The sequence below is a fragment of the Actinopolymorpha pittospori genome, from assembly GCF_014873875.1.
Taxonomy (GTDB): Bacteria; Actinomycetota; Actinomycetes; order Propionibacteriales; family Actinopolymorphaceae; genus Actinopolymorpha; species Actinopolymorpha pittospori.
The window spans coordinates 7,317,140-7,343,211 of the sequence record NZ_JADBEM010000001.1; the positions used below are offsets into that span (position 1 = coordinate 7,317,140).

A 26,072-nucleotide genomic window follows, 5' to 3' on the forward strand; every position below is an offset into this window, starting at 1 on the left:
GCAGGATGGCCGCCTTGCCGAAGCCGAAAGCTGCGCAGCGTCTCCTTGGCCAGGGGGTCGACGTCGCGCAGAGCGTAGAGGGTGTTGATCAAGATCGGCCAGCAGGCCGAGTAGAACACCAACGAGACCTTCGACCCGGTGATCGAGCTGAAGCTCACGATGGCCAGCGGGATCAACGCCACCGACGGGATCGGCCGCATGAACTCGACCAGCACGCGGGTGGCGCGGTTCAGCCAGGGCGTGGTGCTGAGTGCGATCCCGACCGCCACCGCCGCCACGGTGGCGAGCAGCAGCCCGAGGACCCATGCCTGAAGAGTGCTCGCCACGGCGGTGAGGAACTCGGTGTCGCCGAAGAACTCCGCGGCCCGCAGCAGCACGGTGGACGCGGGTGGCAGCGTGGTGGGGTCGGCGAGCCCGGCCCTGGAGACCAGCTCGGCGACCGCGACCACTCCCGCGACCCCGATCGCGCCACGGGCGATTCGCGCCCGGTTCATCATCCGTTCGGCAGGACCATCGACTTCACGTCGACGTCGTTCTCCAGGTAGTCGAACTGTTTCATCACGTCCGCGACCCGTTGGATCCGGGAGGCGCTCGTCGACGTGGGGAAGTTGTTCAGCGTGACGACGCTGATGACGGCCGGTGGGAGCTTGGTGTACTTGGGCACGACCTCCTGGAGAACGGCGCGGTCGGCGGCGTCGGCCTGGGCCTTGACGATCGCGCGCTGGAAGGCCGCCACCGTCTTGGGGTTCTCCTTGACGAAGTCCTCGGTGGCCGCGTAGCCGGTGATCGGGATGTCCTTGGTGGCACCGGTGGAGAAGTCGGTCAGCAGCCGCGCGCCGAGGTTCTGCTGGATCTGGGTGACGAAGGGCTCCGGGACGACGACGGCGTCGACCTTCTTCTCCTTCAGCGCCGCCTCCTGGTTGGGAAACGGGATGATCTGAAAGTCCTTGTCCTCATCGATCTGGACCCCGTAGGGCGCGAGGGCGGAGCGGACGAGCAGGGCGATCTGGTCGTGCTTGGCGTTGGTGGCGATCTTCTTGCCGACCAGGTCCTTCGGGCTGGTGATGGTGGAGTCCTTGGCGACGAGGATCGCGTTGAGGTTCTTCGTCATCGAGGAGGCCTCAGCGACGATCTTCGGCTTCAGCGTGCCGCGGTCCGCCGCCAGCAGCCAGCCCACGTGCCCGCCCTGGCTGATGTCGAGCTGCCCGCTCTTCAGCTGCGGGATGGCCGCGGCGCCACCGGTTATCTGCTTGAGGTTGACGGTCAGTCCCTCGGCCTTGAAGTAGCCCTTGGTGATGGCGATCTGGACCGCGGCGCCCTCGATGATGGGCATGACGCCGACGTTGAGGGTTCTCTTCTCCAGCCCGTTGGCGGACTTCTCCGAGTCGCTGCCGCCGCAGGCGGCACTCGCGAGGGCGAGCGCGACGGCCAGTGCCCCGACGAGTGAGGCGCGGCGTAGACGAGCGAACTTCATGAACGCTCCTTCGAAGGAAGGTAGGGGGAAGTAGGCCGCCCTGGGCGACTCTAACCGTCGGCTACTTTCTCGGGAAGGTTACCGAGGCCGAGACAGGCATAGGTCATGTGTCGCGCGTGTTCGGTCGACAGCCGCGGTCACCGCGCAGTCCGGTACGGCTGACGCCGCGCAGCCGTGACCAGGGCGAGGCACCATGCCTGCCGCGAGGTGGTCTCAGGTCGCGCTGGTGAAGTACTGCTCCGGATGCGTCGGACCGGGTGTCAGGTAGCGGTAGGACGCGATCATCGACTTCGGCACGTTGTGGAAGTCGTTCTTCACCAGGCCGAAGGTTCCGACGGGGAGGGCGACACCGATGACCCAGAAGTGTTCGGCGGCCGACTCCAGGAGCTGCACGAGCAGTGTCCGCTGCTTGTCCGGGTCGGGCTCCACCCTGATCTGGTCGTAGATCGCCATCTGGCGCTGGGCGTCCTCGGGCGGCTCCTGTCCTGCCGTGCCGTCGGAGTTGTACCAGTCCGACCAGGCGATCGCGTAGTTCGACTCGCTGGTCACCGGGACGTACCAGCGTGGGTCGATGAGGGCGTCGGCCAGGCCGCCGTCTCCGGTCCACACGCTCGCGTCCGGCTCGTAGCTCGCCTTGCGGGTGTAGAAGAGGTCGCGGTCCATCGTGTTGACGTTGATGTCGATGCCGACCGCCTTCCAGTACCCCTTGATCAGCTCGACGGTGCTGATCTGATTGGGCTCCTGGGTGACGACGTCCACCTGGAAGAAGAGGCGTTTGCCGTCCGGACGGAGGCGGAAACCCTCGCTGTCACGTCGGGTCAGGCCGGCCTTGTCGAGGTGCTCGTTCGCCGTGGCCGGGTCGTAGGCGGTGTACTGCTTGGCCAGCTTCTCCGAGTACAGGTCGGACTCCTTGCGGGGAGCGGCCTGCCACGGTTCGCCCTGGCGCTGGAAGACCGTCTTGATGATCTCCTGGCGGTTGATGGCGTGGGACAACCCGATCCTGAAGTCCTTGTTCTGGAACACCTGGCGCAGGTTCTGGTCCTTGTGCGCCAGGTTGAACGCGATGACCGCGTAGTTCATGGAGGAGGACACGCCCTCGATGAAGCGGTAGTCGCCGGACTCTCGGCTGCGCGCCAGGACGGGCTTGTTGCGGACCGTGCAGATGCCGCCGGTGAACGTGGGGACGAGCAGATCGAACTGGCCGTCGGTCGACTGCAGGAGCGCGGTCTCCAGGTTGGTGACCGCGACGAAGGTGACGCCGTCCAGGTAGGGCAGCTGGCGGCCGTCCGGGTCGGTCTTCCAGTAGTACGGGTTGCGCTCGAGCACGAGCCGCTGGCCCTGCTCGGCCACTCGGGCGGTGCGCCACGCGAACAGGTTGGGAACCTCTGGCTGCCAGAAGTCGGTACTGGAGATGCTGCCCGCGCCCTTGGCGGGGAACATCTCCACCCAGCTGGCGAAGCCTTCCTTCTTGGCAAGGGCTTCGACGTCGGGGTTGTACTTCGGATGGAACTGGGAGAAGTGGTGCTTGGCGGCCGAGAGGAGTTCGTGTGCGCCGGCCGAAGCGAGGAGCGTGAGGAACAGCCCGTGCGGGGTGTCGAACACGAACCGGACGGTGTGGTCGTCGATCTTGTCCAGCCGTCCCGGCTTGCCTCCGGAGGTGTACAGCGACGGGGGAACCGGGAAGAGCTCCTTGTTCATCACGACATCGTCGAAGGCGAACTTCAGGTCGTCGGCGGTGAACGGTTCACCGTCGGACCACCTCACGCCCTCGCGTAGGTGGAAGGTGTACTCGCGGCCGCCGTTGCCGATCTCCCAGGACTCGGCGAGGTTGGGGAGGATCTTCGTCCAGTCCGGGCTCCAGCGGACCAGGTAGTCGTAGCCGCACTCACGTGCCGCGTTGATCGGCGGGTTCTCCTCGAACAGGGTCCAGGAGCCACCGTAGGTTCCGGGTCGCTCCAGGGTCTGGACCACGACCGGCTTGGCGGGAAGGCGGTCCTTGAGGGGTGGCAGCTTGCCGGCCTTGACCTGTGCTGCCAGCGCCGGTGCTTCCTTCTCCTCGGTGGTGGCCTGCTCGCCGCTCTCCTTCGAAGGGTCGGTCGAGAGCAGGTCGCAGCCGGTGAGCGACCACGCCGAGACCGCGGCGAGGCCTCCGGCGCCGGCCTGCAGAATCCTCCGCCGTGACACGAAACTGCGTGACATTCCCGTCCCTGCTGGCATGCTTGGACACCTCTCGCGCGTGGGTGCCGTGCTGCGCCCTCGATTGCTCGGTGACTGCGCGGCGGCTTGTCAGGAAATGCCTCGAGCACCTGCTTCGTCGAATCGCACCGGCACCCCCGCGCACCAGCGTCACGTCATGAGTCAGCGGCCTGGTGATCCCCGTCGGGCCAGGAGGTCAGAGCTTGTCCTGGTAGGGGCTCATGTCCATGCCCGGGTAGCGGAGTCCGACGTTGGCGATGGTGTCCTTGTCCCAGTAGGGGTCACCGACGCGCGGGAAGCCGACGAACTCGCGTTCGCGGGGAGTGGCGTTCTCCAGGAAGTGGTTCATCTCGGCGCTGCCACCGTCGTGCTGGAAGGTCTCCTGACCGGCCCAGGATGTGTCGACCCGCTTGAAGCCGATGTTCTGGGCGTACCGAAGCCCCTCCGACGCCTTCAGTGCCGACCCCCGGTGGAAGGTGTTCATGGAGTAGATCAGCACCGAGCCGGCGGGGACGACGACGGGGAACTCGTGTGCGTAGAGCTCGGGGTGGTCCTCCCGGCTGCGATGGCGCGGCTCCCGCGGTTCGTCGCGGGTGTACTCCTGGGACACGACGTAGGTCGGGCTCAGGTCAACCGTCACGTCGGTGTAGTAGATGATCGCCGGCAGGTCGACGATCTCCTCGTCCGGCTTGGGGCAGACCAGGGTGTTGTTGCCGTAGTCCAGGTGCAGTCGCTGTTCGAAGTCACGGGTGCCGGCATACTTCCCGCCGAGCTGGCCGTGGCTGAGCATGAGCCGGTCGGTGCCGATGACCCGTTCGGCGAAGGCGATCAGCTCCGGATGCAGCGTCGACGCGTTCAACGCGTCCCCGACGAAGGGGAACGTGGCACGAGTACGCGAGCGGCGTCCGCGGTAGGCGACGGAGTCGGCGTACCACCGCGGGTGGCGGACGTACTCCTCCCAGGGTGGCATGTACTCGTGGATGTTCTCGACGGTCGCACGGACCTGGTCATCGTCGAGCAGGCGCACGATCACGTACCCGTGCCGGCGCCAGTGCTGGTAGTCCTCTTCTGAGATGCCGGTCATAGCTCGATCTCCCTTGCATCGGGGGGACGTGCGGTCAATGTAACGACGGGTCCGTGAGGAAAGAAACAGCGCTGTGACTATTCGGTCAGGATGCGGACGCCTGGCCGGAAGAGGCCGCGAGCGCCGGCCACGCGGCGGGTGATGTGTGTGTTGCGCTTCCACCATGGCGACGTCGGAGGCCATTGGCGCGTTCCCTGCGTAGAAGCCGATGTGGGACACCGCTGCCGTGGGACCGGGGAATGCCCCACTGGTTACGACGCAGCTCCGAACCAGGTCGTGAGGGCGTCCTCGAGTCCGTCGCTGCCGGCCCAGGCGACGATGCCGTCCGGACGTACGAGCATGCCGGAATGGTCGGCCTTCACGCTGTCGACGCGGTCGGCGTATCCGTCCACCTCGGCGCTGACCAGGAGCCCCTTGCCGTCGTGGAGGTGCTCGCCGAGTCGGGTGCCGTCAGCGAGTACCAGGTCTGGAGCGGTCCGGCCGATGACCGGGTCGTCGCCGTAGCCCTGCCAGTAGCCGGAGATCTTCCTGGCCATGTAGGTGGTTCCGGTCGTGGTGTCCAGGAGGTCGGAGACGATGTCGCGGAGGGCGCGGCTGCGCGGATCGGTGCGCATCAGGGCGACCTGGGCGCTGGTCCAGTTCAACACCCACGCGCCGATCGGGTGACGTTCGCTGGTGTAGGTGTCGAGCAGCCCGTCGGATGACCAGCCCTGGACGGCGGCCGCGAGTTTCCATCCGAGGTTCATGGCGTCACCGATGCCGAGGTTGAGTCCCTGGCCACCGAACGGGGAGTGCACGTGTGCCGCGTCACCGGCAAGAAGTACGCGGCCCAGACGGTAGGTGGTGGCCTGGCGGGCGTTGTCGGTGAAGCGCGTGGCGGACCTGACCGCCGTGATCCGCACGTCGGCGCCGGAGACGTGGCGCAGGCTCTTCTCCAGCTCCTCGCGCGTGATGGGTGCGTCACGGTCGATCGGAGGGCCGTCGAACTCCACGGTGAGGATGCGGCCGGGCCCGGACCGTGGGCGTACGTCCCGGTCGGGGTGGTGTTCCAACCTCTCCCCAGCTGGTCCGAGCCCTCCATGTCCACCACCGCCTGGTGGCCGGTGATCTCGGGGTCGGTTCCGGGGAACGCGAACCCCGCCAGCTTGCGCACCAGACTGCGGCCACCGTCGCAACCGACCAGCCATCCCGCTCGAAGCCTGAGGTCGCCGGCATGCACGGTGATGCTGTCGTCGTCGGTTTCGAAGCCCGTCACCTCGACGCCGCGGCGCAGGTGAACGCCAAGCTCGCCGGCGCGCTCGGCGAGGATCGCCTCGACCTGCTGTTGGGAGACGATGCCGAGGCCGGCCGCGGGACCCTCGATGGCGAAGACGGTCTCGTCCAGCTTGTCGCTCCACATGAAGATCCCGGCGAAGTGACCGACGGGCTTCGGGCCCTCTGGCAGGGAGCCACCGAATGCCTTCAGCATCTCCTGCTGTGCCTGGTTGACCTTCGACAACAGGCCGCGGCGGTAGAGCGCCTCGAGTGTGGGCAGGTTGATCGATCCTGCCTTGATGGTCAGGTCAGGCTCGGCGAGCCGTTCGAGGACGGCCACCGCGACCCCGCGCAGCCGCAGCTCGCAGGCGAGCATGAGGCCGACCGGACCGCCCCCACAAATGATCACGTCGTAGTCCATGCCGTTCACTTTACTCGACTCAATTTTTAGTTAGGTAAAGTAGGCCCATGGATTCTCTACGGGAGCGGAAGAAGGCAGCCACCCGCCAGCGCATCGCCGACGTGGCCACCGTCCTGTTCCTCCAACGCGGCTTCGACAACGTCACGATCAGTGAGATCGCCGAGGCGGCGGAGGTGTCGAAGGTGACGATCTTCAACTACTTCCCCCGCAAGGAGGACATCTTCTTCGACCGCGCGCCCCAGGCCGAGCAACTGCTCACCGCGGCCATCCGCGACCGCACGCCCGACCAGTCACCGCTGCGGGCGTTGCGCCGGCTCCTGCTGGACCTCGCACAACAGCACCACCCGCTCGGCGGCTTCCGGGAGACCTACGCGCACTTCTGGCGGACCGTGCAGGACTCCCCCGCCCTGCGCTCTCGCGCCCGGGAAGCAGTCGAGGAGCTGGAAGCCCACCTCGCCGCCCTGCTGGCCGCGCACAGCGACGACCCCCACCCCCGTCTGACCGCGGCCCTGGCACTGGCCGCCTACCGCAGCGTCTATGTAACCGGCATGGCCCGGATACTCACCGGCGACGATGCCGCCGGGGTCACCCGCGACCACATCGCCGCCCTCGACCGCGCCTTCGACGTGCTGGAGAACGGGCTACGGTGAGCACACCCCGACGCGGCTCCAAGCACCAGGGCCTGCTCAGCTCGAGCTTGGTTCGGTCAGTCAGTGCACGACTGGCCAGATGAGGCCGAGGGCGCCGCCACCGTTCGCACCGATCCAGGCCACGGTGATTCGATGCGAGGAAGCCGGTCGACGAGCGGTCCGTGCGCGTCCGGACATGTCGGCTCCGCAGTCGGTCCCCGAGCCCACCGAAGGGAAGACAGATGAGCGGCACGAAGATACGAGGCCTGAGTCGCGAACAGCTCACTCACGGGCTGGTGCAGGTCTCACTCGACCTGACCACGATCGACGAAGCGCTACGGACGGCCGCGATCGCGGTGGAGGCCGGCGTGGACTGGCTCGAGGTGGGGACCCCGCTGGCACTGGCCGAAGGTACCCGCGCCGTACGTGCCCTGCGCAAGGAGTTCCCCGACCATCCCCTCGTCGCCGACCTGAAGATCATGGACGGCGGCTACGGCGAGTCGAGAATGTACGGCGACGCCGGCGCCAACGCGGTCGTGGTCATGGCCCGCGCCCATGACGCGACCATCGAGCGCGCGTGCGCGGCCGGTGAGGAGTACGACCTACTCGTGATGGCCGACGACATGGGCTCCACCGACCACGCGGCCGAAGCCCGTCGCGTCGAGTCGCTCGGGGTCGGGATGGTCATCCATCACCTCGGCCACGATCACCGCTCGGTGAACCGGCATCTGAACCTGTCGCCGCTGACCACCCTGCCCGACGTGGTGGCGGCGACGACCGTCCCCGTCCAGGCCGTGGGTGGCCTGAGCATCGAGCAGGCGGTGGGATGCCCCGCCATCGGCGCGGGCGTCGTCGTCTTCGGTGCGCCGCTCGTCATCAGTGAGGAGAGTGCCCGCACCGTGCCGACTGAGGACCTGCTCGGGGTGCTAAGTGGCGCGGTGGCCCGTGTGCACGCGGCCGTCGTCGCGCATCCCACACCGACCAGTACGTCGTGAGAGTCGGCGCCACTGCTGCCCTCCTGGGCGGCGAACCCTGCCCGTTCGGTCGTACGTGCGGACCACGACAGCCTCTCGGTGACGAACTCAAATAGCGGAAAGCGGCGCGGCACCCGGCCCGGGGTCTCGTGACTCGTCAAGCACGACGACGAGGTCCGGGCGGTGGTGCCGGCGCCCGGCGGTGGCACGGGGGCGTGCTGGCCAGTCCGCACCTTCGACGACCAAGGTCAACGGCGGACCCGTGCACTCCCCCGCGCCAGCAGTTTCCGCACCTTCGGCACTGCTAGGTGTTTCGGGAAGGTCCAGCCATATGACTGAGAACCACATTCGCGGCCTGCTGGGTGGCGGCGACATGCTCGACGCGCGCCTGCGGGCGGGGTTCGAGCGCGCGTACGGAACAGACCTGTCCGCCATCCGGATCCACACCGACGAGCGGGCCAACGCCCTCTGCCGCAGCTTCGCGGCCGAGGCGTTCACCGTCGGCTCGGACATCTTCTTCGCTGCGGGCGCCTACGCCCCGCACGCACCCGCGGGCCTCGAACTACTCGCGCACGAGATCGCGCACGCCGTCGACCAGGGCGGCGTCCGTCTGCCCGCAGCGGCGGGCGCGACCGTATCGGAGCCCGGCGACGCCTGTGAGGCGGACGCGCGTACGCGTGCCGCGGCGTTCCTGCGAGGGACGGCTGTGACCCCGTCCGCGTCGCGTGTCCGTCCCCTCGCAGACGACGAGCGGCTGGTCCTGCAGCGGCACGCCTCCTGGGAACACCGGCTGCTCGGCGACGCGCCGCCCGCCGACCTGAACGTGCTCACCACCACGCGGGGTCAGGACCGGATCCTGAAGCTGCAGCAGCTCCGGGACTTCCTGGCCATGTGGAAGGACAACCCCGACAGCGTCACCCCCGACCGGATCAAGGCCAGGTACCCGACCATCCGGACGGTTCAGCTCGGGACGAGCGGGCTGCTCGTGACCTACGGCGAGCTCAACACGCTGGCCGACTACCTCGCCACCCCGGCCGCCCTCGACAGCCAGCCCAGGGCGATCCTCGAACCGATCCTGCAGTCGGTGCGGCAGGAGTCGTTCTACTGGGTCAACAAGCTGCTCGGGACCGACGTGAGCGGGGCGGCGGGGAAGTTCAGGAACTCCGTGGTCTCCAACATCGGTTGGGAGTTCCTCGACCTGCTGACCGAGACGAAGGCCATCGACAACCTCACCGTGAACGTCGGGTGGAAGGGGATCGACCACTACAGCGCGCTCGTGGGGCGCAACGCGTGCCACTTCGCGCCGTTCTCCTGGTACCGGTGGGAGCAGTCCCATCTGATCGCCCGTGACTACGCGACGCAGGCGTACCACTCAACAGGTTCGGCGAAGGAGAAGCTGACCCACCTGGCGTGGATCAACCACGGCTACGCCGACCACTTCCTGCAGGATTCCTTCGCCTCCGGGCACCTGGTCAACAAGACCCTGATCATGCAGTGGTTCCTCGAGTGGGCCAACACCGGGATTCTCGGCAACGCCATGCCCGTCGCCGACTGGCAGATGGTCCGGCGGATGATGACCACCGCCGACCAGGACGGGCTCGCGGCCCGTGCCCTCTACGACGGTTTCGCCGACCCGGCCAAGCGTGGCGTCGTCCGCGACCCGCAGACCGCCGAGGAGCAGTGGGCGCTGGAGCGGCGGATCACCGTCTCCGGGGTGCGGCGCGCGGACTTCAGGAGTGACGTCGACGCCTACAAGCACTACCTGCGGCTGATCAACAACGCGGGCGTCCAGCTGTCCGGCGGGATCCTGCACGACCACTACACCGAGGAAGGTCTCTACGTCGCCTCCGTCGACCACCCGACGGCGTTCCAGATCTTTGGCGACTGCACGATGATGAACGGCGGTGACGGCGTACGGGTCGCCGCCGAGACGGCGCAGATGTCGCAGGCCGCCCTCAACGACCTCCTCGCGCGTGGCACCACCAGCATCACCACCCAGCAGATCTTCAACCGGTTCCCCACCCGCGTCCGGGGCGCGAGAAGAGCCGGCGCGGCGGAGGAACTGCTCTCGCTGCAGGAGTGGAACGAGACCCGGCGCGACACCGCGATCTCGCTGTTCCCCAGCCCGAAGATCGCCGCCGCCCGCGGCCTCGTCCAGCGCATCGGCAAGATCTCCATCGACGTCACCGGTGGTTGGGGCTGGCAGCAGGTGACCGGTGCGAGCGCCAACGACATCGCCGTCGGCGGTGACGGCTCGGCGTGGATCATCACCACCACCAAGGTGGCGGGCGGCTACACCATCAAGAAGCTGCAGGGCAGCACCTGGACACCCGTCGACGGCGGCGCCACCCGCATCGCTGTGGACGGCGCCGGAACCCCGTGGGTCGTCAACGACGTGGGCGCGATCTACCGCCGGGTCGGCGGCAAGTGGGAACGCGTCGCCGGCGACGGGATCCTCAGCGGGAAGAACACAGCCGGCCAGGACGTGAGCGGCGCGAGCGACATCGGGGTGGGCACGGACGGAACGGTCTGGGTTCTCGGCAGGACGGCCGTCGTAGGCGGCCACCTGATCTACCGCTGGAACGGCCAGAAGTGGGAACAGTCCCCCACCGGAGCCGCGGTCTCGATCTCGGTCGCCCCCAACGGGCTGCCGTGGGTGACCAACGACCAGAACTCCGTGTACCGGATGAAGTCCGGTGCCACCCTCGGCACCGGATGGGAACGCCTCCCCGGCAAGGCGATCGACGTCGGCGTCTCCACCGGGGTGATGCCCACGGCGTGGTGCCTCGGTGACACGAAGATCAACGACGGCGGCAACACCATCTGGGCGTGGAACGGCGAGGGCTGGGACATGACCAGCGGCGCGGCGACCAGGGTCGCGGTCGGCCCCGACGGAATCCCCTGGGTCGCCAACGGGCTCGGCAACATCTACCACCTCGTTCCCACGAACGCGTCGGTGGTGGAGTTCACCACCCAGGACGCCGGGACGATCCGGGGCAGGGCCGTGGCCAAGGCCGGCTCCCTGTTCCCCGGCGACACGGTGATGATCAACGGGTCCACGGACCTGAGCAGGGTCATCGTCGGGAACAGCCGCGCCTGCATCTACTCCCTCACGATGGACACCACCGCCGCGTACTACGACTTCATCGTCCAGGCCGACGGCAAGGGACCGAGCGGCCCGTTCTCCGGCATGCTGTGGCTGAAGTTCGTCGACGAGACCGGCGACACCTACAGCCTCAGCCTGTTCCTGTCCGAGCGCAACACGCACGTGGTCCGGTTCGACAGCGCCAAGCCCGGTATCCGGGAGATCCAGTGGAGCGACAGCATGTTCTGACCCGCCGGGTCGCTCGCATCGCCGGGCTCGTCCTGATCGGCCGGCTCACTTCGGCGTGACGGCGACGTCGCGGTACCTCGAGGGTCGTGCCCCCTTCGGTGGGGGCACGACCCTTCGCCGTATCTCGTTGGGCAGCGGCCCGGGCCTACGGCCTCCCGGCGCCGGGCGCGGGTGCCGGGAACGCCACCACCTGCCCGCTGGGTTGCGTCTGCTCGGGTCCGCCGTAGTTCTGGCCCACGACGTAGAGGTGCGGGTCGTCTCCGCGGCTGAGTGCGCAGGCGAACGCGCCCCGGTCTGATTTGACGGTGTCGAGGACCTCGCCGCCCTCCCGAACCCGTACGCAGTGCTGGTGGGCGACGTCGGCGTACCAGACCGCACCCTCGGCATCCACGCAGATCCCGTCCGGGTGGTCGCCCGGAGTTTCCGCCCACACCCGGGGATCTCCCAGGTCACCGTTGGCGGCGATGTCGTAGCCGGTGAGCCGGTTGGCGTAGGACTCGGCGACGATCAACGTCGCGCCGTCTGCCGTGATGGCCATGCCGTTGGGGAACGCGAGCTCGTCGGCGACCTGGCGGACGTCCCCCTCGGGGGTGACGCAGACGACCAGGCCGGGCGCGAAGTCACCGCCGGGGAAGTCGAAGCCGATGCAGTTGACGTAGGCGTTGCCGTGGTCGTCGACGACGATGTCGTTCCACGGCTTCTCCGACACCTTGGCCAGGTCGGCGTGCGGGACCAGCGACCCGTCCCGGTCGCGGCGCAGCAGCCGCCGCTGAGCGGAGTCCACCACCAGCAGCCGCCCGTCGGGCAGGAAGTCGATGCACATCGGGAACGACGGGACACTCGCGACCACCTCGTGGCTCCCGTCGGCGTTCACGGCGATGACCTGGTTGGCGCCCCAGTCGGAGAACCAGAGCCGCCCGTCGTGCCAGCGCGGCGACTCGCCGAACACGACACCCTCCATCACGACCGTCGGTGCGCTCATGTCGTACTCCCTCTGCTCGGTGGTACCCCAGCAGACCGACCGACGACCCGAAACTCATCGCTCGGTGGCCCTCCGGGCGAGAACTTCGGGCGTGCGGTTCGCACCCGACGACAACCGACTGAGCGCTCCGCCCTTTGCGGGGAGAAGCGCTCAAGCGCCTGGGTGCAGCCCAATCGATTTGGTCCAGGGTTCGGCCGGACCGACTGGATCAGGTTGTGTGCCCGGATCCTGTACCGGGAGCGGCAACCTGGATACCTTGACCCTCCATGCAGCATCATCAGGATTCGCTGGACACATACGTCCGAAGGGTGAAGGACGACCCTGACGCGATCGCGGTCATCCTCGTCGGATCGGTAGCTCGTGGCACGGAACGACCCGACTCGGACGTCGACGTCTACCTGGTCGTCCCCGACGACGTATTCGATTCGGCCATTGCCGCTCATCGTGTGATCGTCGAAGAGCGCTCCGACGCGACGTATCCAGGCGGCTATGTCGACGTCAGGCTCGCCACCGTCACGTTTCTGGATGCTGCCGCCGAGCGTGGGGACGATCCTGTTCGCGCATCGTTCGAAGACGCCCGGGTAGCCTGGGTCCGCGATGGCTACGACATCGCTGGGCGGGTCGCAGCGATCCCCGTGCTTCCGCCGAAGATCTGGGAAAGCCGAGCGATCTCGTTCATGTCCGAGGTTTGGTGGCACGGAACCGATTTTCTGCCACAAGCTCTCGCCTTGGACAACACGTTCCTGCTGCATCACGCCGCGGTACATACGGTGAACGCCGGCGGGCGGGCCCTACTCGCGTTGAATCGGACGCTCTTTCGCGGACCGAGGTATCTCGACGCCACGCTCGCCACGCTGGACCGAATACCGGACGGATACAGTGACCTCGCTCGACAGCTCATCACCCAACCCAGCCGAGAAAGCGCTGACGCATACGTGCAGGCACTAGAGACCTTCCACCCCTGGCCAGTGGATCGTGCAGCGAGTGCCTCGATATTCATTCGAGACAACGAACTCGCCTGGCTCACCGGGATACTCCCACCCGAGCTGAGCTGACCGGGACATCGCATTCGCCGCAGCCGAGCGCTCGACCAGTCTCTGAGTCGCTGGGTGAACAAGAAATCCCGAGAAGGACTCAGCGTGATCGCCGACCAGCCGCGTGTCCGGGACGACCTGCGACGGAACAGTGTGGCCGCGAGCATGACATCGCGTCGCGTGTGCTGACAGGTTCGAACACGTCCCCGGTCGGGTGTTCGACGTCATGCGTTGTGGGAGGTCAGTGCTTCCGGTACCGGCAGGTCGAGGTACTCCAGCAGGGCGGCGAGTTTCTGGTCGAGTTCGATTCCGACCTTGGCGATGTTGGGATCGCCGAAGCTGGAGAACCGGGTGCTTGGCTGGTCTACGGTGAACCAGGTCCCGCCTTGTGTGTCGTCGTAGATGGCCGTGCGGAGCGGGGCGTAAAGCAGGATCGCGGGGTTGTGGTGGAACATTCGCTGTGCGATCGTGTGGTTTCCCATCAGGTACTCCTTGCAACGCCGCTCATCACCGGCAAGCCGCATGACCGGACCAAAGTCTTGGCTCCAATAGATGATGAAGTCGTGCGGGGCGTTCTCACTCGTCGCTTGGAGGACTGTGTCCCAGTCGGCCTTGTCCTTGGCGAGTTGCGCGAAACGTTTGGCGTCGAATTCAGGCACGGCACTTTCGTATCGAGCGCAGAAGACGTCGAAAGGTTCGCCGACCGCAACCTCGAGGCGGTTCACCTCGTGGGGGACGCTCCTCACCCTGTCCTGCACTGATTGGGTCATTTGGTCTCCAAAACGTTGAATACGCATTGATTGCGCGTCGACCGCTGGTCGAGGTGACGCGAGGACCACCACTACGATGGCGAGCGGCCCAGTAGCCGACCATCCCCCATGAGTCACCAGCCCTGTTGCGAAGTGCACCACCAAGGCGAACTCGACCGCACCGACCAGGTGACCGACTCTCTCAGGTATGCAACCTGCACGTGTTACAGCAGGGGGCAGAGAATGAGAGAGAACGGCGACACCGGGGACACCGGGGCGCACAGCCGGGTCAGCGAACAAGCCGATGAGTAGCGCTCGTACCGCGCCCATCTCGTGATCAACGGGAGTACCGATGGCTGAGCCGAAGATTCGCGACCGCCTGATAGGGGGTTGGCGACTGACAGGGTACGAGGAGACCGCCGACGGCAAGCCCGAGCACCCGCTGGGCGACGACCCGTTGGGGGCGATCCTGTACACGCCGGACGGCTACATGTCTGCCCAGTTGGCCCGGCCGGGACCCTACGAAGATGACGACAAGCCGGATGCCTACTACGTCGCCTATTCAGGGCCATACGACGTCGACCAGGCCAACCAGACCGTGACCCATCACGTGCAGGTGTGGGTCATACCGAGTTGGAAGGGCACGACGCAGATCCGGCAGGTCCGCTTCCCTGACCCGGACACACTCGTGTTGTCCGCCGAAGGGAGCCCTCGCGAGGGTGAGACGACCACGATCACTTGGTCGCGCCGGCCGCCACGATAGGAGGAACCCATGCCCGCCACCCGATCGGCGCTGAGCTACGACGTGTTCACCGCGCCAGAAAAGCCGTTCCGCGCCCCGCCATCCAAAGTCGGAGATCCGCCCGCGTGGGACCCGACGACATCGACGTTGATCTTCGGCGACCGCGATGCTGTGCTGGTGGACCCGCTGATGACCGTCGCGGAGGCAACCGCGCTGGCACAGTGGGTAGCGCTGCACGACCGCAACCTCACCACGATCTACATCACGCACGGGCACGGTGACCACTATCTCGGCCTGCCGGTAGTCCTCGAACGGTTCCCGGACGCGCAGGTGGCTGCCGCCCCCGGGACGGTGCAGCACATGCAACAGCAGGACAACTTCCCGCCGGAGAACTCGATCAGAGCGCTGTTCCTCGATCAGGTCGCCGGCGATGTTCCCCTACCCGAACCGCTCGAATCGCGAGAAATCCCGCTTGAGGGTTCGGTCATCAGGGTGATTGAGACCGGTCACACCGACACCGTGGACACGACCTCGCTGCACGCGCCTGACCTTGGCCTGATCGTCTCCGGCGACGTCGCCTACAACCACTGCCACATGTACGTCGGGGACACCACGGCCGACGGCCGGGCCGAGTGGATCGCCGCGCTCGACCAACTGGCCGCACTCAACCCCGACTCCGTCGTCTGCGGGCACAAGGACCCAACCCAAGGCAACCCGCCCAGCGTGCTGGCCGAGTCCCGCGGCTACCTCGAGTACTACGGGCAACTACGCGAGGCAGCCCTGTCCGACGAGGAACTGTTCGACGCCCTGGTGGACCGCTATCCGGACTGGGTCAGTCGGCAGCAGTTCCTGATACTCGGGGTCGGCTGACACAACGCACGCACCGCGCCGCCGGACGCGCATCAAGGGGCCGCGGCCGGTTGACATGCGAAGCTACGCCTATTAGCTTTGCAGCTATGTTAATTAACCATCCTCGGCGGTCCCTTCGTGCCTAGAGCGGGACTCGGCACCGAAGCGGTTGTCGGGGTCGCGCTCGAGGTCGTCGACGAGTGCGGCGCAGACGCCCTGACGCTGTCCGACGTGGCCGCCCGGGCCGGCGTCGCGACACCGTCGCTGTATCGGCACGTCGGCAGCCTCGCGCTGTTGCGCTCGCGGATCGCCGCGCGGGTGCTGTCGGAGATGACAGAGATCGCCACGAGCGCGGTGCTCGGCCTGAGCGGCGACGCCGCGGTCGCCGCGCTGATGCGGCGGATGCGGGCGTACGCGGTGGAGCACCCGGCCCGGTACGCGTCGGTGCCGTCCGATCCCCTCCACGATCCGGCGCTGGTGCAGCCGGCCACCTGCCTCGTCGAGGTGTTCCTCGCCGTGTTGCGCGGCTACGAGCTCGAAGGTCCGGCCGCGGTGCACGCGACGCGATGCCTGCGCGTCATCGTCTACGGCTTCGCTGCCATCGAATCCGGCGGCAGCTTCGGCATGGCCGAGGACCCGGCGGACACCTACGAGGACCTCATCCAGATGTACCTCGCATACCTCCACCGGCGCTGAAGCGCCGTACCCACCCACCACGGGAGGACCCGATGTCCACGTTCCATGCCCGCACCCGTCTCGGGGCGGTCGCGCTGGCGGTCGCCGGCGTGCTCTTCCTCGCCTACCCCGCCCTGCGGCCCTGGCACGACGAGGCCACCGTCAGCGGCGCGACGGCGGCCCTGAGTTCGGCTGCCTGGGTGGCCGCTCACCTGTTCGCGATGATCGGCTTCATCCTGCTGCCGCTGGGCCTTCTCGCACTGCTCGGCGTCGTCGCGACGACGAGGTCGCAGCGCCTGGCGCTGGTCGCGACCGTGATCACCTGGATCGGCGCCGGGCTCACGCTGCCGTACTACGGCGCCGAGGACTTCGGACTGCACGCGATCGCGGGTCCGAAGGGCAGCCCGTCGCACGTGCTCGACCTCATCGACGCCGTTCGCTACCAGCCGGTGGCGGTCACCATCTTCGGCACCGGCCTCATCCTGCTCGCGATCGGCGCGATCGTGGCGGCGGTCGCCGTGTGGCACTCGGGTGTGCTTCCCCGATGGAGCGGCATCCTGTTCGCGGCCGGGCTCGCCCTGTTCCTGCCGCAGTTCTTCACACCCGCGCCGGTACGGATCGCACACGGTGTACTGATGGCGGTCGGCTTGATCGTGTTCGCCGTCGCGCTGTGGCGCAGCGCCGACCCGGCGCGCGCGGCCGTCGACCCTCACGACAAGATCGTGTTGCGCCCGACTCGCTGAGCGAACCTGCCCGCAAGCCCCGTTTGACGCGTGACCCTGTCGGCGCGGCCTCGTAGTGTGTGCAGTCATGGCTGCACGATGCCCAACGAGCGGCCAGAGCTCAATGACGGTGGAGGTTCTGACGTGGCCAAGCTGATCTACTCTGCTCTCGCGTCTCTGGACGGATACGTCGCGGACAAGAGCGGCAACTTCGACTGGGCGGCGCCCGATGAGGAGGTGCACGCGTTCGTCAACGACCTCGAGCGGCCGATCGGCACGTCCCTCAACGGGCGTCGGATGTACGACATCATGGTGTACTGGGAGACCGAGGGCACCGGAGACGACGACTCGGCGGTGAGCAGGGACTTCGCGCAGATCTGGCGAGCGGCCGAAAAGATCGTGTACTCGCGGACGCTCCAGACGCCGTCGAGTGCGCGGACCCGGATCGAGCGCGATTTCGATCCGGCGGCGATCAAGCAGCTCAAGGAGTCCTCGACCCGCGACATCTCGATTGGCGGCGCGGAACTCGCTGGCCAGGCACTGGCCGCGGGCCTGGTCGACGAATGCCACCTGTTCCTCAACCCGATTGTCATCGGTGGTGGGACGCGCGCACTGCCGGATGACGTTGCCGTCCAGCTCGAACTCCTGGACGAGCACCGCTTCCGAAGCGGTGTCGTTCACCTCCACTACGGGGTCCGCGTCTGACCAGCAGACCCAACGCGACGGGGCACGGGAGCCGGGTCGCCCCATCGGATGATGACCCCGGCTCCCCGGACAGGGTCGGCGCTGACCTCATTTCGGCCGTGCTCGCCTCGTCGGGTACGGTCGCCGGGTTGTCTTCACTGCTGGGAGCCCATGAGGTTCGCGTGTGGCACCGGCAGTTCCAGACTGAGAGCAGGTTTCGTTATGGCATGTCGTATCAGTGAGCTCGTGCTCGGTTGCCGCGACCCCGAGGTGCTGGCGCGGTTCTGGTGCGAGGTCCTGGACTTCGTCGTGCTCGATCGCGAGGACGACGGCACGCTGGAGATCGGGCCGCGCGAAGGGTTCGGTGGTCCGCAGCCGACGATCATCCTCAGTCGCAGGGATGAGCCGGAGAAGGGAAAGTCCCGGCTGCACATCGACGTCAACGCCACCGACCGCGATCAGGACGCCGAGCTCGAACGCCTTCTGAAGCTTGGTGCGCGCCCGGTCGACATCGGCCAGACGGGGCAGGAGTCATGGCATGTCCTGGCCGACCCCGAAGGCAATGAGTTCTGCCTGCTCAGGACCCGCCTCGACCCACTCTGATGATCATCGGTCACGCCTCGGCACCGGGTACCTGTTGCCCTAGGCGTCGCGGGAGCGCAGTAGCCACCCTGCGATCCCCAGGGCGATGATCGTGTACCCGCACACCAGCGCGAGCGTGGGCCAGGCGCCGATGCCTCCCATCGTCTCGGCTGTCGCGTCTGAGCTCTGGGCGAGCTTCTGCAGCGCGGTCGTCGGTGCGGCGGCGACGACCCACCGACCCCAGGCGCCCAGGATCGGTCCGAGTATCGCCGGCAGCAGGACGACGCCGATCGCAACGGTGAGGGCGCCCGCGGTGTGCCTGAGGATCACCGCGGCGGTGAGTCCCAGCAGGCCGGTGGCGGAGAAGGTCAGCGCTATTCCGAACAGGGCCGGCACCGGTTCGCCCGGGCGGTAGCCCTCCTCGGCGAGCAGGACGCGACCAGTCGCGTACCCGAGCGTGCCGGCGAGAAGGCCTCCGACGTACGTCAGGGTCACGACCACGGTGGCCTTCGCGCCGAGCACGGTCAGGCGGCGCGGTGTGGCGGTGAGGGTGGTGCGGATCAGGCCGGTGCTGTACTCCCCCGACATCATCAGGACACCGAGGACGCCGCGCCGAGTTGCCCGACGACGGCTCCGGTCAGGGCGCCGCCGAGGATCGTGTCGTCTGGTTGCAGGCTTCGGGTGAGCGCCACGAGCGCGGCGAGGGCCGGTACGGCCGTGAAGGCGGCCACCGGGGCCCACCGCGTCGCCGAAACCGTGCGCAGTTTGGTCCATTCGCTGGCCAGCACGCTCATCATCGCTGCTCCCCGCGGAACTCGACGCTCGCTTCGGTCATCCGCAGGTACACCTCCTCCAGGGTGGAGCGTCTGGTGCTGAGTTTGTGCAGCGTGATCTGGTGGGCGGCGGCGATGTCGCCGATCTCGGCCCGAGGAAGTCCGCGGATCTCAAATTCCCCGTCCACGCCCGGTCCTACGGTGGCGCCGGCCTGCGCCAGCTGCTGGATCAGGATGGCTGCCTGGGGTGAGCGGATGAGGGTGGCCGACGGGGAGTTGACCTCGATGAAGTCGGTCATTGGTGCGTCGGCGAGCAGCCTGCCCTGTCCGATCACGACGAGATGGTCCGCGGTGAGTTCCATCTCGCTCATCAGGTGGCTCGACAGGAGGACGGTGCGGCCCTCGCGGGCGAGTCCGCGCATGAGGTCGCGGATCCATCGGATGCCGTCAGTGTCCAGGCCGTTGGCCGGCTCGTCGAGGATCAGCACCGCCGGGTCGCCGAGCAGTGCCGCCGCGACGCCGAGGCGTTGGGCCATGCCGAGCGAGAACTGCCGTGCCGGGCGGTGGGCGACGTCGGCGAGTCCGACGAGTTCGAGGACACGGGCGACTCGGCTCCGGGTGATGCGGTTGCTCTGGGCGAGCCACAGCAGGTGGTGGTAGCCGCTGCGGCCGCCGTGGACCGCGCGGGCGTCGAGGAGGCAGCCGACCTGCCGCATGGGGTCGGTCAGGGAGGCGTAGGCGAGGCCACCGACGGTGGCGGTGCCGGAGTCGGGGGTGTCCAGGCCGAGGATCAGCCGCATGGTGGTGGACTTGCCGGCTCCGTTGGGGCCGAGGAATCCTGTCACCCGCCCGGGTTTGACCTGGAACGACAGGCGGTCGACCGCGACCGTGCGGCCGTAGGTCTTGGAGAGCTCGTTCACCTCGATCATGTGGCCAACCTAGGAAGGACGGCGGTGTTGGGCATCCGCCGCGAGGAGTTGGCTCGTACTCAGTCGGGAGTATCGCCCGCGCGGGCCAGTCCGGTCTCGTAGGCCAGGACGACCAGCTGGGCGCGGTCCCGCATGCCGAGTTTGATCATCGAGCGGCTGACATGGGTCTTGGCGGTCAGCGGGCTCATGAACAGTCGTGCGGCTATCTCCTGGTTGGACAGTCCCGCGGCGACGAGCCTGACCACGTCACGTTCCCGGTCGGTCAGCACATGGAGCCGGTCTGCGCCGAGGACCTGCCCGCTGAGCCGGGTGAACTCGGTGACGACCGTGCGGGTGACGGTCGGCGACAGCAGCGCCTGGCCGGCGGCGACGAGGCGCAGCGCCGTACGCAGGTCATCGGGTTCCACGTCCTTGAGGAGGAAGCCGCTCGCGCCGCTGCGCAGCGCCTGGAACACGTACTCGTCGATCTCGAAGGTCGTCAGGACCAGCACGCGTACGTCGGCCAGGTCCGGGTCGGCCGCGATCTGCCGGGTCGCCTCCAGCCCGTCCATGCCGGGCATCCGGATGTCCATGAGTACGACGTCGGGTCGGGTTCGGCGGGCGTGCGCCACGGCCTCCTCGCCGTTCCTCGCTTCGGCGACGACGACGAGATCGTCGGTCAACTCGAGCAGCGCCCGGAATCCGGCCCGGACCACCGTCTGGTCGTCGGCCAGTACGACCCTGACTGTCACACCGTGCTCCCCGCCACCGCGTCCATCCCGTTCGTGGGCAGGATCGCGCGTACCCGGAAGCCGCCTTGCGCGGTTCGTCCGTACTCCGCTGTGCCGCCGACACTGGCCGCGCGCTCGGTGATCCCGGTCAACCCGAATCCGCCCGCACCGGTACCGGTACCGCGGCCGTCGTCGGTGACCTCGACGAGGAGACGGTGACCGTCCTGGCGTACCCGGATCTCCACGCGGCGGGCATCCGCGTGGCGGATGACGTTGGTGAGCGACTCCTGCACGATTCGGTACGCGGCCAGCTCGACCCCGGGTAACACAGTGGTGGTTGCGGCATCGTGATGCAGGACGGCCGACAGGCCGCTGTCGCGGACGCTGTCCACGAGACGGGCGAGGTCGGCCAGGCCGGGCGCCGGGGCGGTGGAGACACCGGTGTGCCCGTCACGTAGGACGGCCACCATGCCGCGCAGCTCCGCGACCGCGCCACGGCCCAGCATGCGGGCCTGGGCCAGCGCTTCGCGGGCGACGTCGGGGCGTCGGTCGAACGCCTCTGCCGCGACGCTCGCCTGCACGGTCATGGCGGCAACGGTGTGCGCGACCACGTCGTGGAGTTCCCGTGCGACGTGCAGGCGTTCGTGTTGTGCGCGGCGTTGGGCCTCGGCTTCCCGCTCGGCTCGCTCCTGTTCGGCTCGCCTCGCCTGTTCGGCTACCAGTTCCCGCCGCCCGCGTACGGTCTCACCGAGCAGGAGCGCGGCTGCGGGGAGCGCGACTTCGGTCACCGGCAGGCCGGCGTCGCCGACAGCGATCGCCAGCGCCCCGAAGAAGACGACCGTGCAGGCCCCGGCCAGCAGAGTGCGACGCCGGTCGCCCTGGACCGCGATCGTGTAGAGCGCGACCATCGTGGGCAGCCCGGTCAGCTCACCGCGGTGACCCACCGCGTACCAGGTGGCCAGCGCCGCCGCGCAGACAACGGCGACTGCGACCGGGAAGCGCCGACGAACCAGCAACGCCACGGCGGGGACCAGCACCAGCGCGTAGGAGGGTGCATCTGCCTGCCGGGTCCCAGCCACGTTCCACCACGCGTCCAGGCAGGTGGGCACGGCGACCGCAACCGCGACCACCACGTCGACCAATCTCGCTGGAGTGCGTTCCACGACAGCAACCGTATGGTCGAGGCGCCACGGTCCGCGTACTCCTGCGGGAGTACGTTCACGTGGCGGGCCGCCACATCGGGAGATAACGGACACCTCTCGATGGCACCAGGAGCCCAGGAGTGCACGTCAGCACGGCGACCAGCGCCGGTAGGTCTGGGCAGCCGAACGAAGACTTCACGCCAGACGTACGGCCGGCACCGAGGACTCTCCGGCTGGGACGATCAAAAGGGTACGGGGGGGAGCCACACCCCCTACCGAGGAGCTGGCGTGATGGTTCGCCCGCTGTGGCGCTGGCATCGTCTGGGATATGCCTCCCTCTTCAGTACGCGTGGCCACCGTCGGATGGTCGGTGGCGGTCGGCGCGGGCGTGGTCGAATCGGCGCTCGCCGTGGCTCAGATCGTCGCGCACGGCCAGCTCACCGCCGGCGAATGGGCGAACATCGGCCTGCGTGCCGTCGTGTACGCGTTGGCGATGCTGCTTGTCGTGCAGTTCAACCGGGGCCGCCGCTGGGCCCGGCTCGCGCTGACCGTGTTGCTGAGCTTCATCGGCCTTGGCACTCTGGTGGTACCAGCGGTCGCGGACTCGCCGACGGGCAGAGCGTCGTCGCGGCACTCGGCGACAGTGGCAGGCTCGGCTGGGCCTTCGTCAGCGTCCGACTCCTCCACATCGCCTGCGTGCTCACCGCCTCCGTTGCCATGTACCTCCCCTCCGCGAACCACTTCTTCACCTCCACCCGAGGCGCCGCTGTCCCGGCCCACTGACGCGGGCCTGGACGTTCCTCGGCGCTGTCGTAGTCATCCCGGTGCAGCAGGATCACGACGTCGGCGTCCTGCTCGTTCCAGCCGTCGACGAACACCTGGATCGCGGGTTCGGGTGAAGTGCAGCTTGATCCGGGGTGAGGGTTCTCACCTGCATGAAGGCAGGTGGATCGGCTGCCAATCGCAGTAGACGGCGAACTGGTCTGCTTTCAGGGAGCCGTCACTGTCGAGTGTGCCATCTGGCCCTTGGCCTGGCCGGTATCCCCATCGCCACCAGGTTGTGCTGATCCCCTGCTGGTTGCGAGCGAAGGTTGGCCCACCCAACGCGCCGTCGTTGCCGTTGACGTAATCGGTGAGGGTTGTTGCCCAGTTCGTGTCGTCGGGGTTGTTCTGCATCGATGAGCCGGCCTCACCGATCCACACTGGTGCAAGGTTCTTGGTGACGACGTAGCCCCAGGCTCCGTTGAAGCGAGCGACCGCAGCTGGACCGCTGTCGGGGTCGACGCCGCTGATCTCGTTCGGGTACTCGTGCACCGAGTAGACGACCTTGTCCACAACCCGGTGTCCGTTGACGGTCAACGTGACCGGCTTCGAAGCGACCGCGGTCAGGTCGCCCTCGGGCGTTGTGATGCCGGGCTTACCCGCGAAGTTGCCGCCGTAGTTTTGCGGTCCCTCGCAGATGATCAATACCCCAGGGTCGATCGCCTCCAAAGCGCTGCCAACCGTGGAGTACATCGCTTGAATGTCAGTGACGCTGCCGTCGCCCCAGGTGCTCATCCCAGGGTAGGCGAGCGGCTCGTTGTGCAGGTCGAACCCGATGACCGTGGTATTTCCGGCGTAGTGGAGGGCGATCTGCTCCCAGTCGGCGCGGAACACCTCCTGGGTAACGGTGCCCGGATTTCCACACCCGTCGGTGCCGTCGGTGCCCGGACCAGAGTCGAACCACAACCCGTTCGCCTGCTGCGCAAGACAGTTGCCGTTACCGGCGAGCCCCTCGTCGGCGTGATGATTCAGGATGACCTTCATGCCGGTGTTGCCGGCGGCCCGCACCACGGCGTCCAGTTGCCGCCAAAACGTCGCCGGATCACGGTCCAGGTCACGGTTGTACCAGCCAATCGTGATCGTGTTGAACCCGGCCCGCCGCATCTCCGCGACGTTCCGCGCACGGGTCTGGAACGGAGCGATCTCTCCCATGTCCCAACCGACCGCGGCGATTCGCACTGATGGCTCTCGCCGGCCCTGCGGCACGAGCTGATTGCCCGCAGTGCTCAGATACCCTGCCGGTAACAAGACCGCCGAGTCGGCGTGAGTCGACGTACCGGCCATCGCGCCAGTACTGGCCAAGCCCGTCAGTACCCACGCGAAAAGCGTCACGATGAAGCTGAACAGAACTCGCCGCACCACGATGGACTCCTCTTGTTCGGCACGGTAAACGACCAGACCGTGGCTCAGTACCAGCAGTCCGTCCGGACGATGCCGGCGTACGACCGTGACGACCGGCCAGCTCCCAACCTCGAGGTAGCGCTCTTCGAAGGCGAAGGCTCCTCAACGTCCTGCCGCGTCTGATCGTAGACTTCAGGCTCTGACGGTAGAAACACTTCTGGATGGCCGACTTCTCCCAGGTGTCTATAACAGCTCGATGCCTGTCGAACCGCCTGCGGCGGGCCAGGCGTCGAGATCGCCCGGGCTGCACTGACTGGCCGAGCCCCCGGAAAATGCGAAGGCCTCCAGCACAACAGCGTCGCCGAGGCTGGAGACCTTCATCGTGTTCGAACTGGTCAGCACACCAATCGGGGCCTGCGGAGGTTCAGCGAGAGGGCGACCCTCGCCCTTCTCCTGTTTCTTGACCGCGATCTCATTGACCCTGGGTCGGCCTGTACTCCCGCAGCCTGGTGGCCATCGACTCGGGCACGACGCGAATCCAACTGCGGAGGAACCTGCGCGGTACGTCGTCGGGCAGCGGCGGCGGCTGGTCCTTCTTGAAGTCCGCGGTGCTCGCCTGTCGCTTGAGCGGCGGGCTTCCCGGTTCGTTGACCGGGGAGAGGGTCGGCGCCTGGGGGATGCTCGCCGCGTAGAACCCTCCGACGCCCCTGCGCTGGGCGCCCGGCCACGAGCCGACCGTGTGGAGCATGAGATCGATCTCGTCGGACGTCATCGTCGCCGCGAAATGCACGCGCGTGTACAGGTTGGCGTCGCCGGTCATCCCCAGCCAGTTCAGCCACTTCGCGATCTCGCCCTCGGCGATGATCGTCTTGTTCACGTACGTCGAGTACGCATACAAGGCGGCCGGCCAGCGGGAGGCCTGGTACTCCTTGTCGGCCCGAGTGATCTCCGCGAGCTCGGCGGGGTACTTCTGCGCCAGGTACGCCCTGAACTCCTTGCCTGTGATGAAGCGATGCCCGTAGAGGGGCGTCGCGTGATGGATCGCCTCGTCGACGAACGCGACGTATCCGTACGGGTTCACGATCCCGGTCCTGATCTCCGTCGGCTTCCCCAGCGTCCGACGGATCTCGTCGAGGTCGTCTGTGAACACCTTGGGCAGCGTGCCCGGCTTCCCGTCGGTGCCCTTGATCAGCGCGTCGTGCTCCGGGGATGGGGCTGGGTTGAGCACGTACTCCGGGCCCATCACCTTGTTGTCGCCGACGTGGTAGTTCAGGTTCACGAAGAGCGTCTCGCCTTTGGTGTCCTTGTGGAGCCCCGTCGCGTCCTTGGGACGCGAGCGGATGTAGTGCACCTCGACAAGGATCTTCCATTCGCCGTTGGGCAGTCCGACGAGGCGCAGGTACTCGAGCTGCTTCGCGTCGATCATGGTCTTCAGGGTGTTCTCGATCAACGCCGGGCCGAGTCCGGCCTGGATGACCAGACCCGCCCGTTCGCTTCCGCCGGAGCGGGCCCCCAGGATCGTCCCCGGTAGCTGCACGAGCTTCGCCTGCTGGACCGCTTTGGTGAAGAGATCGTCGTTCCCGTCGTATCGGTCAGGGAGACGCTCGATCAGGATGCCGCCGAGGTTGATCTCAGTCGAGGCCTCGCTCTGGAAGAGCTTCTCGAGGTCCTCGACGAGCTTCTTCTGGACCGCGATCGCCGGTCCGTCTGCGATCTTGGGGACGGCGAGCTGCTTCAGCAGCGCCACCGACTCCGCGTTGCGTTGCGTTGCCCCCTGCGATTCCCTGCCCTGCGGCGCTCCTGAAGCGCGACTCACCTGAGACGAATCGTCGTCCATGCCGACCCCCCTTGTCCTAGATCGAGAGTGACTCGAAAACCCGGGTCCGACAAGGTCGATCTCGCCTTCACCTAGGCCGTGGACGCCGATTGGCGGCAGGGCTCCTACCGGGGCTGTTCCCAGGGCGCCGGCG

At 67.5% G+C, this 26,072-nt stretch carries 24 protein-coding genes and 1 pseudogene; 11 read left to right on the top strand and 14 right to left on the bottom strand.

Annotated features, from left to right (window positions below):
* Positions 1 to 138: 138 nt before the first annotated feature.
* The gene (locus tag HEB94_RS49725; protein WP_202896721.1) at positions 139 to 312 is read left to right on the top strand and encodes a hypothetical protein; all 174 of its coding nucleotides are present in this window, start codon (positions 139 to 141) and stop codon (positions 310 to 312) included.
* 181 nt (positions 313 to 493) lie between these two features.
* Here HEB94_RS49725 and HEB94_RS34130 read toward each other — a convergent pair whose 3' ends face one another.
* The 5 genes and pseudogenes from HEB94_RS34130 to HEB94_RS54935 all read right to left on the bottom strand — a co-directional run.
* Positions 494 to 1,474 (bottom strand): ABC transporter substrate-binding protein, encoded by a 981-nt coding sequence (locus tag HEB94_RS34130; protein ID WP_192753651.1) that lies wholly within the window; start codon positions 1,472 to 1,474, stop codon positions 494 to 496.
* A gap of 213 nt (positions 1,475 to 1,687) precedes the next feature.
* The gene (locus tag HEB94_RS34135) at positions 1,688 to 3,691 is read right to left on the bottom strand and encodes an ABC transporter substrate-binding protein (protein ID WP_192753652.1); all 2,004 of its coding nucleotides are present in this window, start codon (positions 3,689 to 3,691) and stop codon (positions 1,688 to 1,690) included.
* Between the two features lie 175 nt (positions 3,692 to 3,866).
* The gene (locus HEB94_RS34140) at positions 3,867 to 4,754 is read right to left on the bottom strand and encodes a phytanoyl-CoA dioxygenase family protein (RefSeq protein WP_192753653.1); all 888 of its coding nucleotides are present in this window, start codon (positions 4,752 to 4,754) and stop codon (positions 3,867 to 3,869) included.
* Positions 4,755 to 5,005: 251 nt separating this feature from the next.
* The gene (locus tag HEB94_RS54930; RefSeq protein WP_420481614.1) at positions 5,006 to 5,368 is read right to left on the bottom strand and encodes an aromatic-ring hydroxylase C-terminal domain-containing protein; all 363 of its coding nucleotides are present in this window, start codon (positions 5,366 to 5,368) and stop codon (positions 5,006 to 5,008) included.
* An 81-nt stretch (positions 5,369 to 5,449) separates the two neighbouring features.
* Positions 5,450 to 6,429 (bottom strand): annotated as a pseudogene (locus HEB94_RS54935) (FAD-dependent monooxygenase); the annotation flags it as partial.
* A gap of 47 nt (positions 6,430 to 6,476) precedes the next feature.
* On the opposite strand from HEB94_RS54935, the gene HEB94_RS34155 reads away from it, so the two are divergent.
* The 3 genes from HEB94_RS34155 (at position 6,477) to HEB94_RS34165 (ending at position 11,366) form a co-directional block, all read left to right on the top strand.
* Positions 6,477 to 7,079, top strand: coding sequence for a TetR/AcrR family transcriptional regulator (locus HEB94_RS34155; RefSeq protein ID WP_192753655.1), 603 nt, complete (start codon positions 6,477 to 6,479; stop codon positions 7,077 to 7,079).
* A gap of 221 nt (positions 7,080 to 7,300) precedes the next feature.
* Positions 7,301 to 8,053 (top strand): orotidine 5'-phosphate decarboxylase / HUMPS family protein, encoded by a 753-nt coding sequence (locus HEB94_RS34160; protein WP_192753656.1) that lies wholly within the window; start codon positions 7,301 to 7,303, stop codon positions 8,051 to 8,053.
* A gap of 310 nt (positions 8,054 to 8,363) precedes the next feature.
* Complete coding sequence (locus HEB94_RS34165) at positions 8,364 to 11,366, top strand: eCIS core domain-containing protein (protein ID WP_192753657.1); 3,003 nt, start codon at positions 8,364 to 8,366, stop codon at positions 11,364 to 11,366.
* Positions 11,367 to 11,511: 145 nt separating this feature from the next.
* On the opposite strand, the gene HEB94_RS34170 is transcribed toward HEB94_RS34165, so the two are convergent.
* Positions 11,512 to 12,348 (bottom strand): SMP-30/gluconolactonase/LRE family protein, encoded by an 837-nt coding sequence (locus tag HEB94_RS34170; protein WP_192753658.1) that lies wholly within the window; start codon positions 12,346 to 12,348, stop codon positions 11,512 to 11,514.
* A 266-nt stretch (positions 12,349 to 12,614) separates the two neighbouring features.
* Here HEB94_RS34170 and HEB94_RS34175 point away from each other — a divergent pair, with 266 nt between their 5' ends.
* Positions 12,615 to 13,403 carry a nucleotidyltransferase domain-containing protein gene (locus HEB94_RS34175; RefSeq protein WP_192753659.1) on the top strand — a complete coding sequence of 263 codons (789 nt, stop codon included), beginning with the start codon at positions 12,615 to 12,617 and terminating at the stop codon, positions 13,401 to 13,403.
* Positions 13,404 to 13,606: 203 nt separating this feature from the next.
* On the opposite strand, the gene HEB94_RS53830 is transcribed toward HEB94_RS34175, so the two are convergent.
* Positions 13,607 to 14,107, bottom strand: a complete 501-nt coding sequence (locus HEB94_RS53830) for a DUF302 domain-containing protein (protein ID WP_202896722.1) — start codon at positions 14,105 to 14,107, stop codon at positions 13,607 to 13,609.
* A 376-nt stretch (positions 14,108 to 14,483) separates the two neighbouring features.
* On the opposite strand from HEB94_RS53830, the gene HEB94_RS34185 reads away from it, so the two are divergent.
* From HEB94_RS34185 to HEB94_RS34210, 6 genes are all read left to right on the top strand, one after another.
* Positions 14,484 to 14,894, top strand: a complete 411-nt coding sequence (locus HEB94_RS34185) for a lipocalin-like domain-containing protein (protein WP_192753661.1) — start codon at positions 14,484 to 14,486, stop codon at positions 14,892 to 14,894.
* 9 nt (positions 14,895 to 14,903) lie between these two features.
* Complete coding sequence (locus HEB94_RS34190) at positions 14,904 to 15,743, top strand: MBL fold metallo-hydrolase (protein WP_192753662.1); 840 nt, start codon at positions 14,904 to 14,906, stop codon at positions 15,741 to 15,743.
* Between the two features lie 117 nt (positions 15,744 to 15,860).
* A complete protein-coding gene (locus tag HEB94_RS53835) occupies positions 15,861 to 16,418 on the top strand; it encodes a WHG domain-containing protein (RefSeq protein WP_192753663.1) in 558 nt (185 codons plus the stop codon).
* 32 nt (positions 16,419 to 16,450) lie between these two features.
* Positions 16,451 to 17,140, top strand: coding sequence for a hypothetical protein (locus HEB94_RS34200; protein WP_192753664.1), 690 nt, complete (start codon positions 16,451 to 16,453; stop codon positions 17,138 to 17,140).
* A gap of 123 nt (positions 17,141 to 17,263) precedes the next feature.
* Positions 17,264 to 17,824: a dihydrofolate reductase family protein gene (locus HEB94_RS34205; protein WP_192753665.1), complete on the top strand. Its 561-nt coding sequence runs from the start codon at positions 17,264 to 17,266 to the stop codon at positions 17,822 to 17,824.
* A gap of 201 nt (positions 17,825 to 18,025) precedes the next feature.
* Entirely contained in the window at positions 18,026 to 18,406 is a 381-nt protein-coding gene (locus tag HEB94_RS34210) for a VOC family protein (protein WP_192753666.1), read from the top strand.
* A gap of 39 nt (positions 18,407 to 18,445) precedes the next feature.
* Here HEB94_RS34210 and HEB94_RS34215 read toward each other — a convergent pair whose 3' ends face one another.
* The 7 genes from HEB94_RS34215 to HEB94_RS34240 form a co-directional block, all read right to left on the bottom strand.
* A complete protein-coding gene (locus HEB94_RS34215) occupies positions 18,446 to 18,976 on the bottom strand; it encodes a hypothetical protein (protein WP_202896724.1) in 531 nt (176 codons plus the stop codon).
* Positions 18,976 to 19,182 (bottom strand): hypothetical protein, encoded by a 207-nt coding sequence (locus HEB94_RS49730; RefSeq protein ID WP_202896725.1) that lies wholly within the window; start codon positions 19,180 to 19,182, stop codon positions 18,976 to 18,978. The genes HEB94_RS34215 and HEB94_RS49730 overlap by 1 nt, the downstream gene beginning before the upstream one ends.
* A complete protein-coding gene (locus HEB94_RS34220; protein ID WP_192753667.1) occupies positions 19,179 to 20,087 on the bottom strand; it encodes an ATP-binding cassette domain-containing protein in 909 nt (302 codons plus the stop codon). The genes HEB94_RS49730 and HEB94_RS34220 overlap by 4 nt, the downstream gene beginning before the upstream one ends.
* 59 nt (positions 20,088 to 20,146) lie before the next feature.
* Positions 20,147 to 20,818 (bottom strand): response regulator, encoded by a 672-nt coding sequence (locus HEB94_RS34225; RefSeq protein ID WP_192753668.1) that lies wholly within the window; start codon positions 20,816 to 20,818, stop codon positions 20,147 to 20,149.
* Complete coding sequence (locus HEB94_RS52890; RefSeq protein ID WP_192753669.1) at positions 20,815 to 21,960, bottom strand: histidine kinase; 1,146 nt, start codon at positions 21,958 to 21,960, stop codon at positions 20,815 to 20,817. Before HEB94_RS52890 ends, HEB94_RS34225 begins: the two co-directional genes overlap by 4 nt.
* 906 nt (positions 21,961 to 22,866) lie before the next feature.
* Positions 22,867 to 24,045, bottom strand: a complete 1,179-nt coding sequence (locus tag HEB94_RS34235; RefSeq protein WP_337918576.1) for a glycoside hydrolase family 5 protein — start codon at positions 24,043 to 24,045, stop codon at positions 22,867 to 22,869.
* 529 nt (positions 24,046 to 24,574) lie between these two features.
* Entirely contained in the window at positions 24,575 to 25,939 is a 1,365-nt protein-coding gene (locus HEB94_RS34240) for a hypothetical protein (protein ID WP_192753671.1), read from the bottom strand.
* Between the last annotated feature and the right edge of the window lie 133 nt (positions 25,940 to 26,072).

What these genes read in the sequence shown, in the direction of transcription:
- HEB94_RS34130 (WP_192753651.1), bottom strand. Translation starts at nt 1,474, where the DNA reads ATGAAGTTCGCTCGTCTACGCCGCGCCTCACTCGTCGGGGCACTGGCC.
- HEB94_RS34135 (WP_192753652.1), bottom strand. Translation starts at nt 3,691, where the DNA reads ATGCCAGCAGGGACGGGAATGTCACGCAGTTTCGTGTCACGGCGGAGG.
- HEB94_RS34140 (WP_192753653.1), bottom strand. Translation starts at nt 4,754, where the DNA reads ATGACCGGCATCTCAGAAGAGGACTACCAGCACTGGCGCCGGCACGGG.
- HEB94_RS54930 (WP_420481614.1), bottom strand. Translation starts at nt 5,368, where the DNA reads ATGCGCACCGATCCGCGCAGCCGCGCCCTCCGCGACATCGTCTCCGAC.
- HEB94_RS34155 (WP_192753655.1), top strand. Translation starts at nt 6,477, where the DNA reads ATGGATTCTCTACGGGAGCGGAAGAAGGCAGCCACCCGCCAGCGCATC.
- HEB94_RS34160 (WP_192753656.1), top strand. Translation starts at nt 7,301, where the DNA reads ATGAGCGGCACGAAGATACGAGGCCTGAGTCGCGAACAGCTCACTCAC.
- HEB94_RS34165 (WP_192753657.1), top strand. Translation starts at nt 8,364, where the DNA reads ATGACTGAGAACCACATTCGCGGCCTGCTGGGTGGCGGCGACATGCTC.
- HEB94_RS34170 (WP_192753658.1), bottom strand. Translation starts at nt 12,348, where the DNA reads ATGAGCGCACCGACGGTCGTGATGGAGGGTGTCGTGTTCGGCGAGTCG.
- HEB94_RS34175 (WP_192753659.1), top strand. Translation starts at nt 12,615, where the DNA reads ATGCAGCATCATCAGGATTCGCTGGACACATACGTCCGAAGGGTGAAG.
- HEB94_RS34185 (WP_192753661.1), top strand. Translation starts at nt 14,484, where the DNA reads ATGGCTGAGCCGAAGATTCGCGACCGCCTGATAGGGGGTTGGCGACTG.
- HEB94_RS34190 (WP_192753662.1), top strand. Translation starts at nt 14,904, where the DNA reads ATGCCCGCCACCCGATCGGCGCTGAGCTACGACGTGTTCACCGCGCCA.
- HEB94_RS34200 (WP_192753664.1), top strand. Translation starts at nt 16,451, where the DNA reads ATGTCCACGTTCCATGCCCGCACCCGTCTCGGGGCGGTCGCGCTGGCG.
- HEB94_RS34210 (WP_192753666.1), top strand. Translation starts at nt 18,026, where the DNA reads ATGGCATGTCGTATCAGTGAGCTCGTGCTCGGTTGCCGCGACCCCGAG.
- HEB94_RS34215 (WP_202896724.1), bottom strand. Translation starts at nt 18,976, where the DNA reads ATGATGTCGGGGGAGTACAGCACCGGCCTGATCCGCACCACCCTCACC.
- HEB94_RS49730 (WP_202896725.1), bottom strand. Translation starts at nt 19,182, where the DNA reads ATGATGAGCGTGCTGGCCAGCGAATGGACCAAACTGCGCACGGTTTCG.
- HEB94_RS34220 (WP_192753667.1), bottom strand. Translation starts at nt 20,087, where the DNA reads ATGATCGAGGTGAACGAGCTCTCCAAGACCTACGGCCGCACGGTCGCG.
- HEB94_RS34235 (WP_337918576.1), bottom strand. Translation starts at nt 24,045, where the DNA reads ATGGCCGGTACGTCGACTCACGCCGACTCGGCGGTCTTGTTACCGGCA.
- HEB94_RS34240 (WP_192753671.1), bottom strand. Translation starts at nt 25,939, where the DNA reads ATGGACGACGATTCGTCTCAGGTGAGTCGCGCTTCAGGAGCGCCGCAG.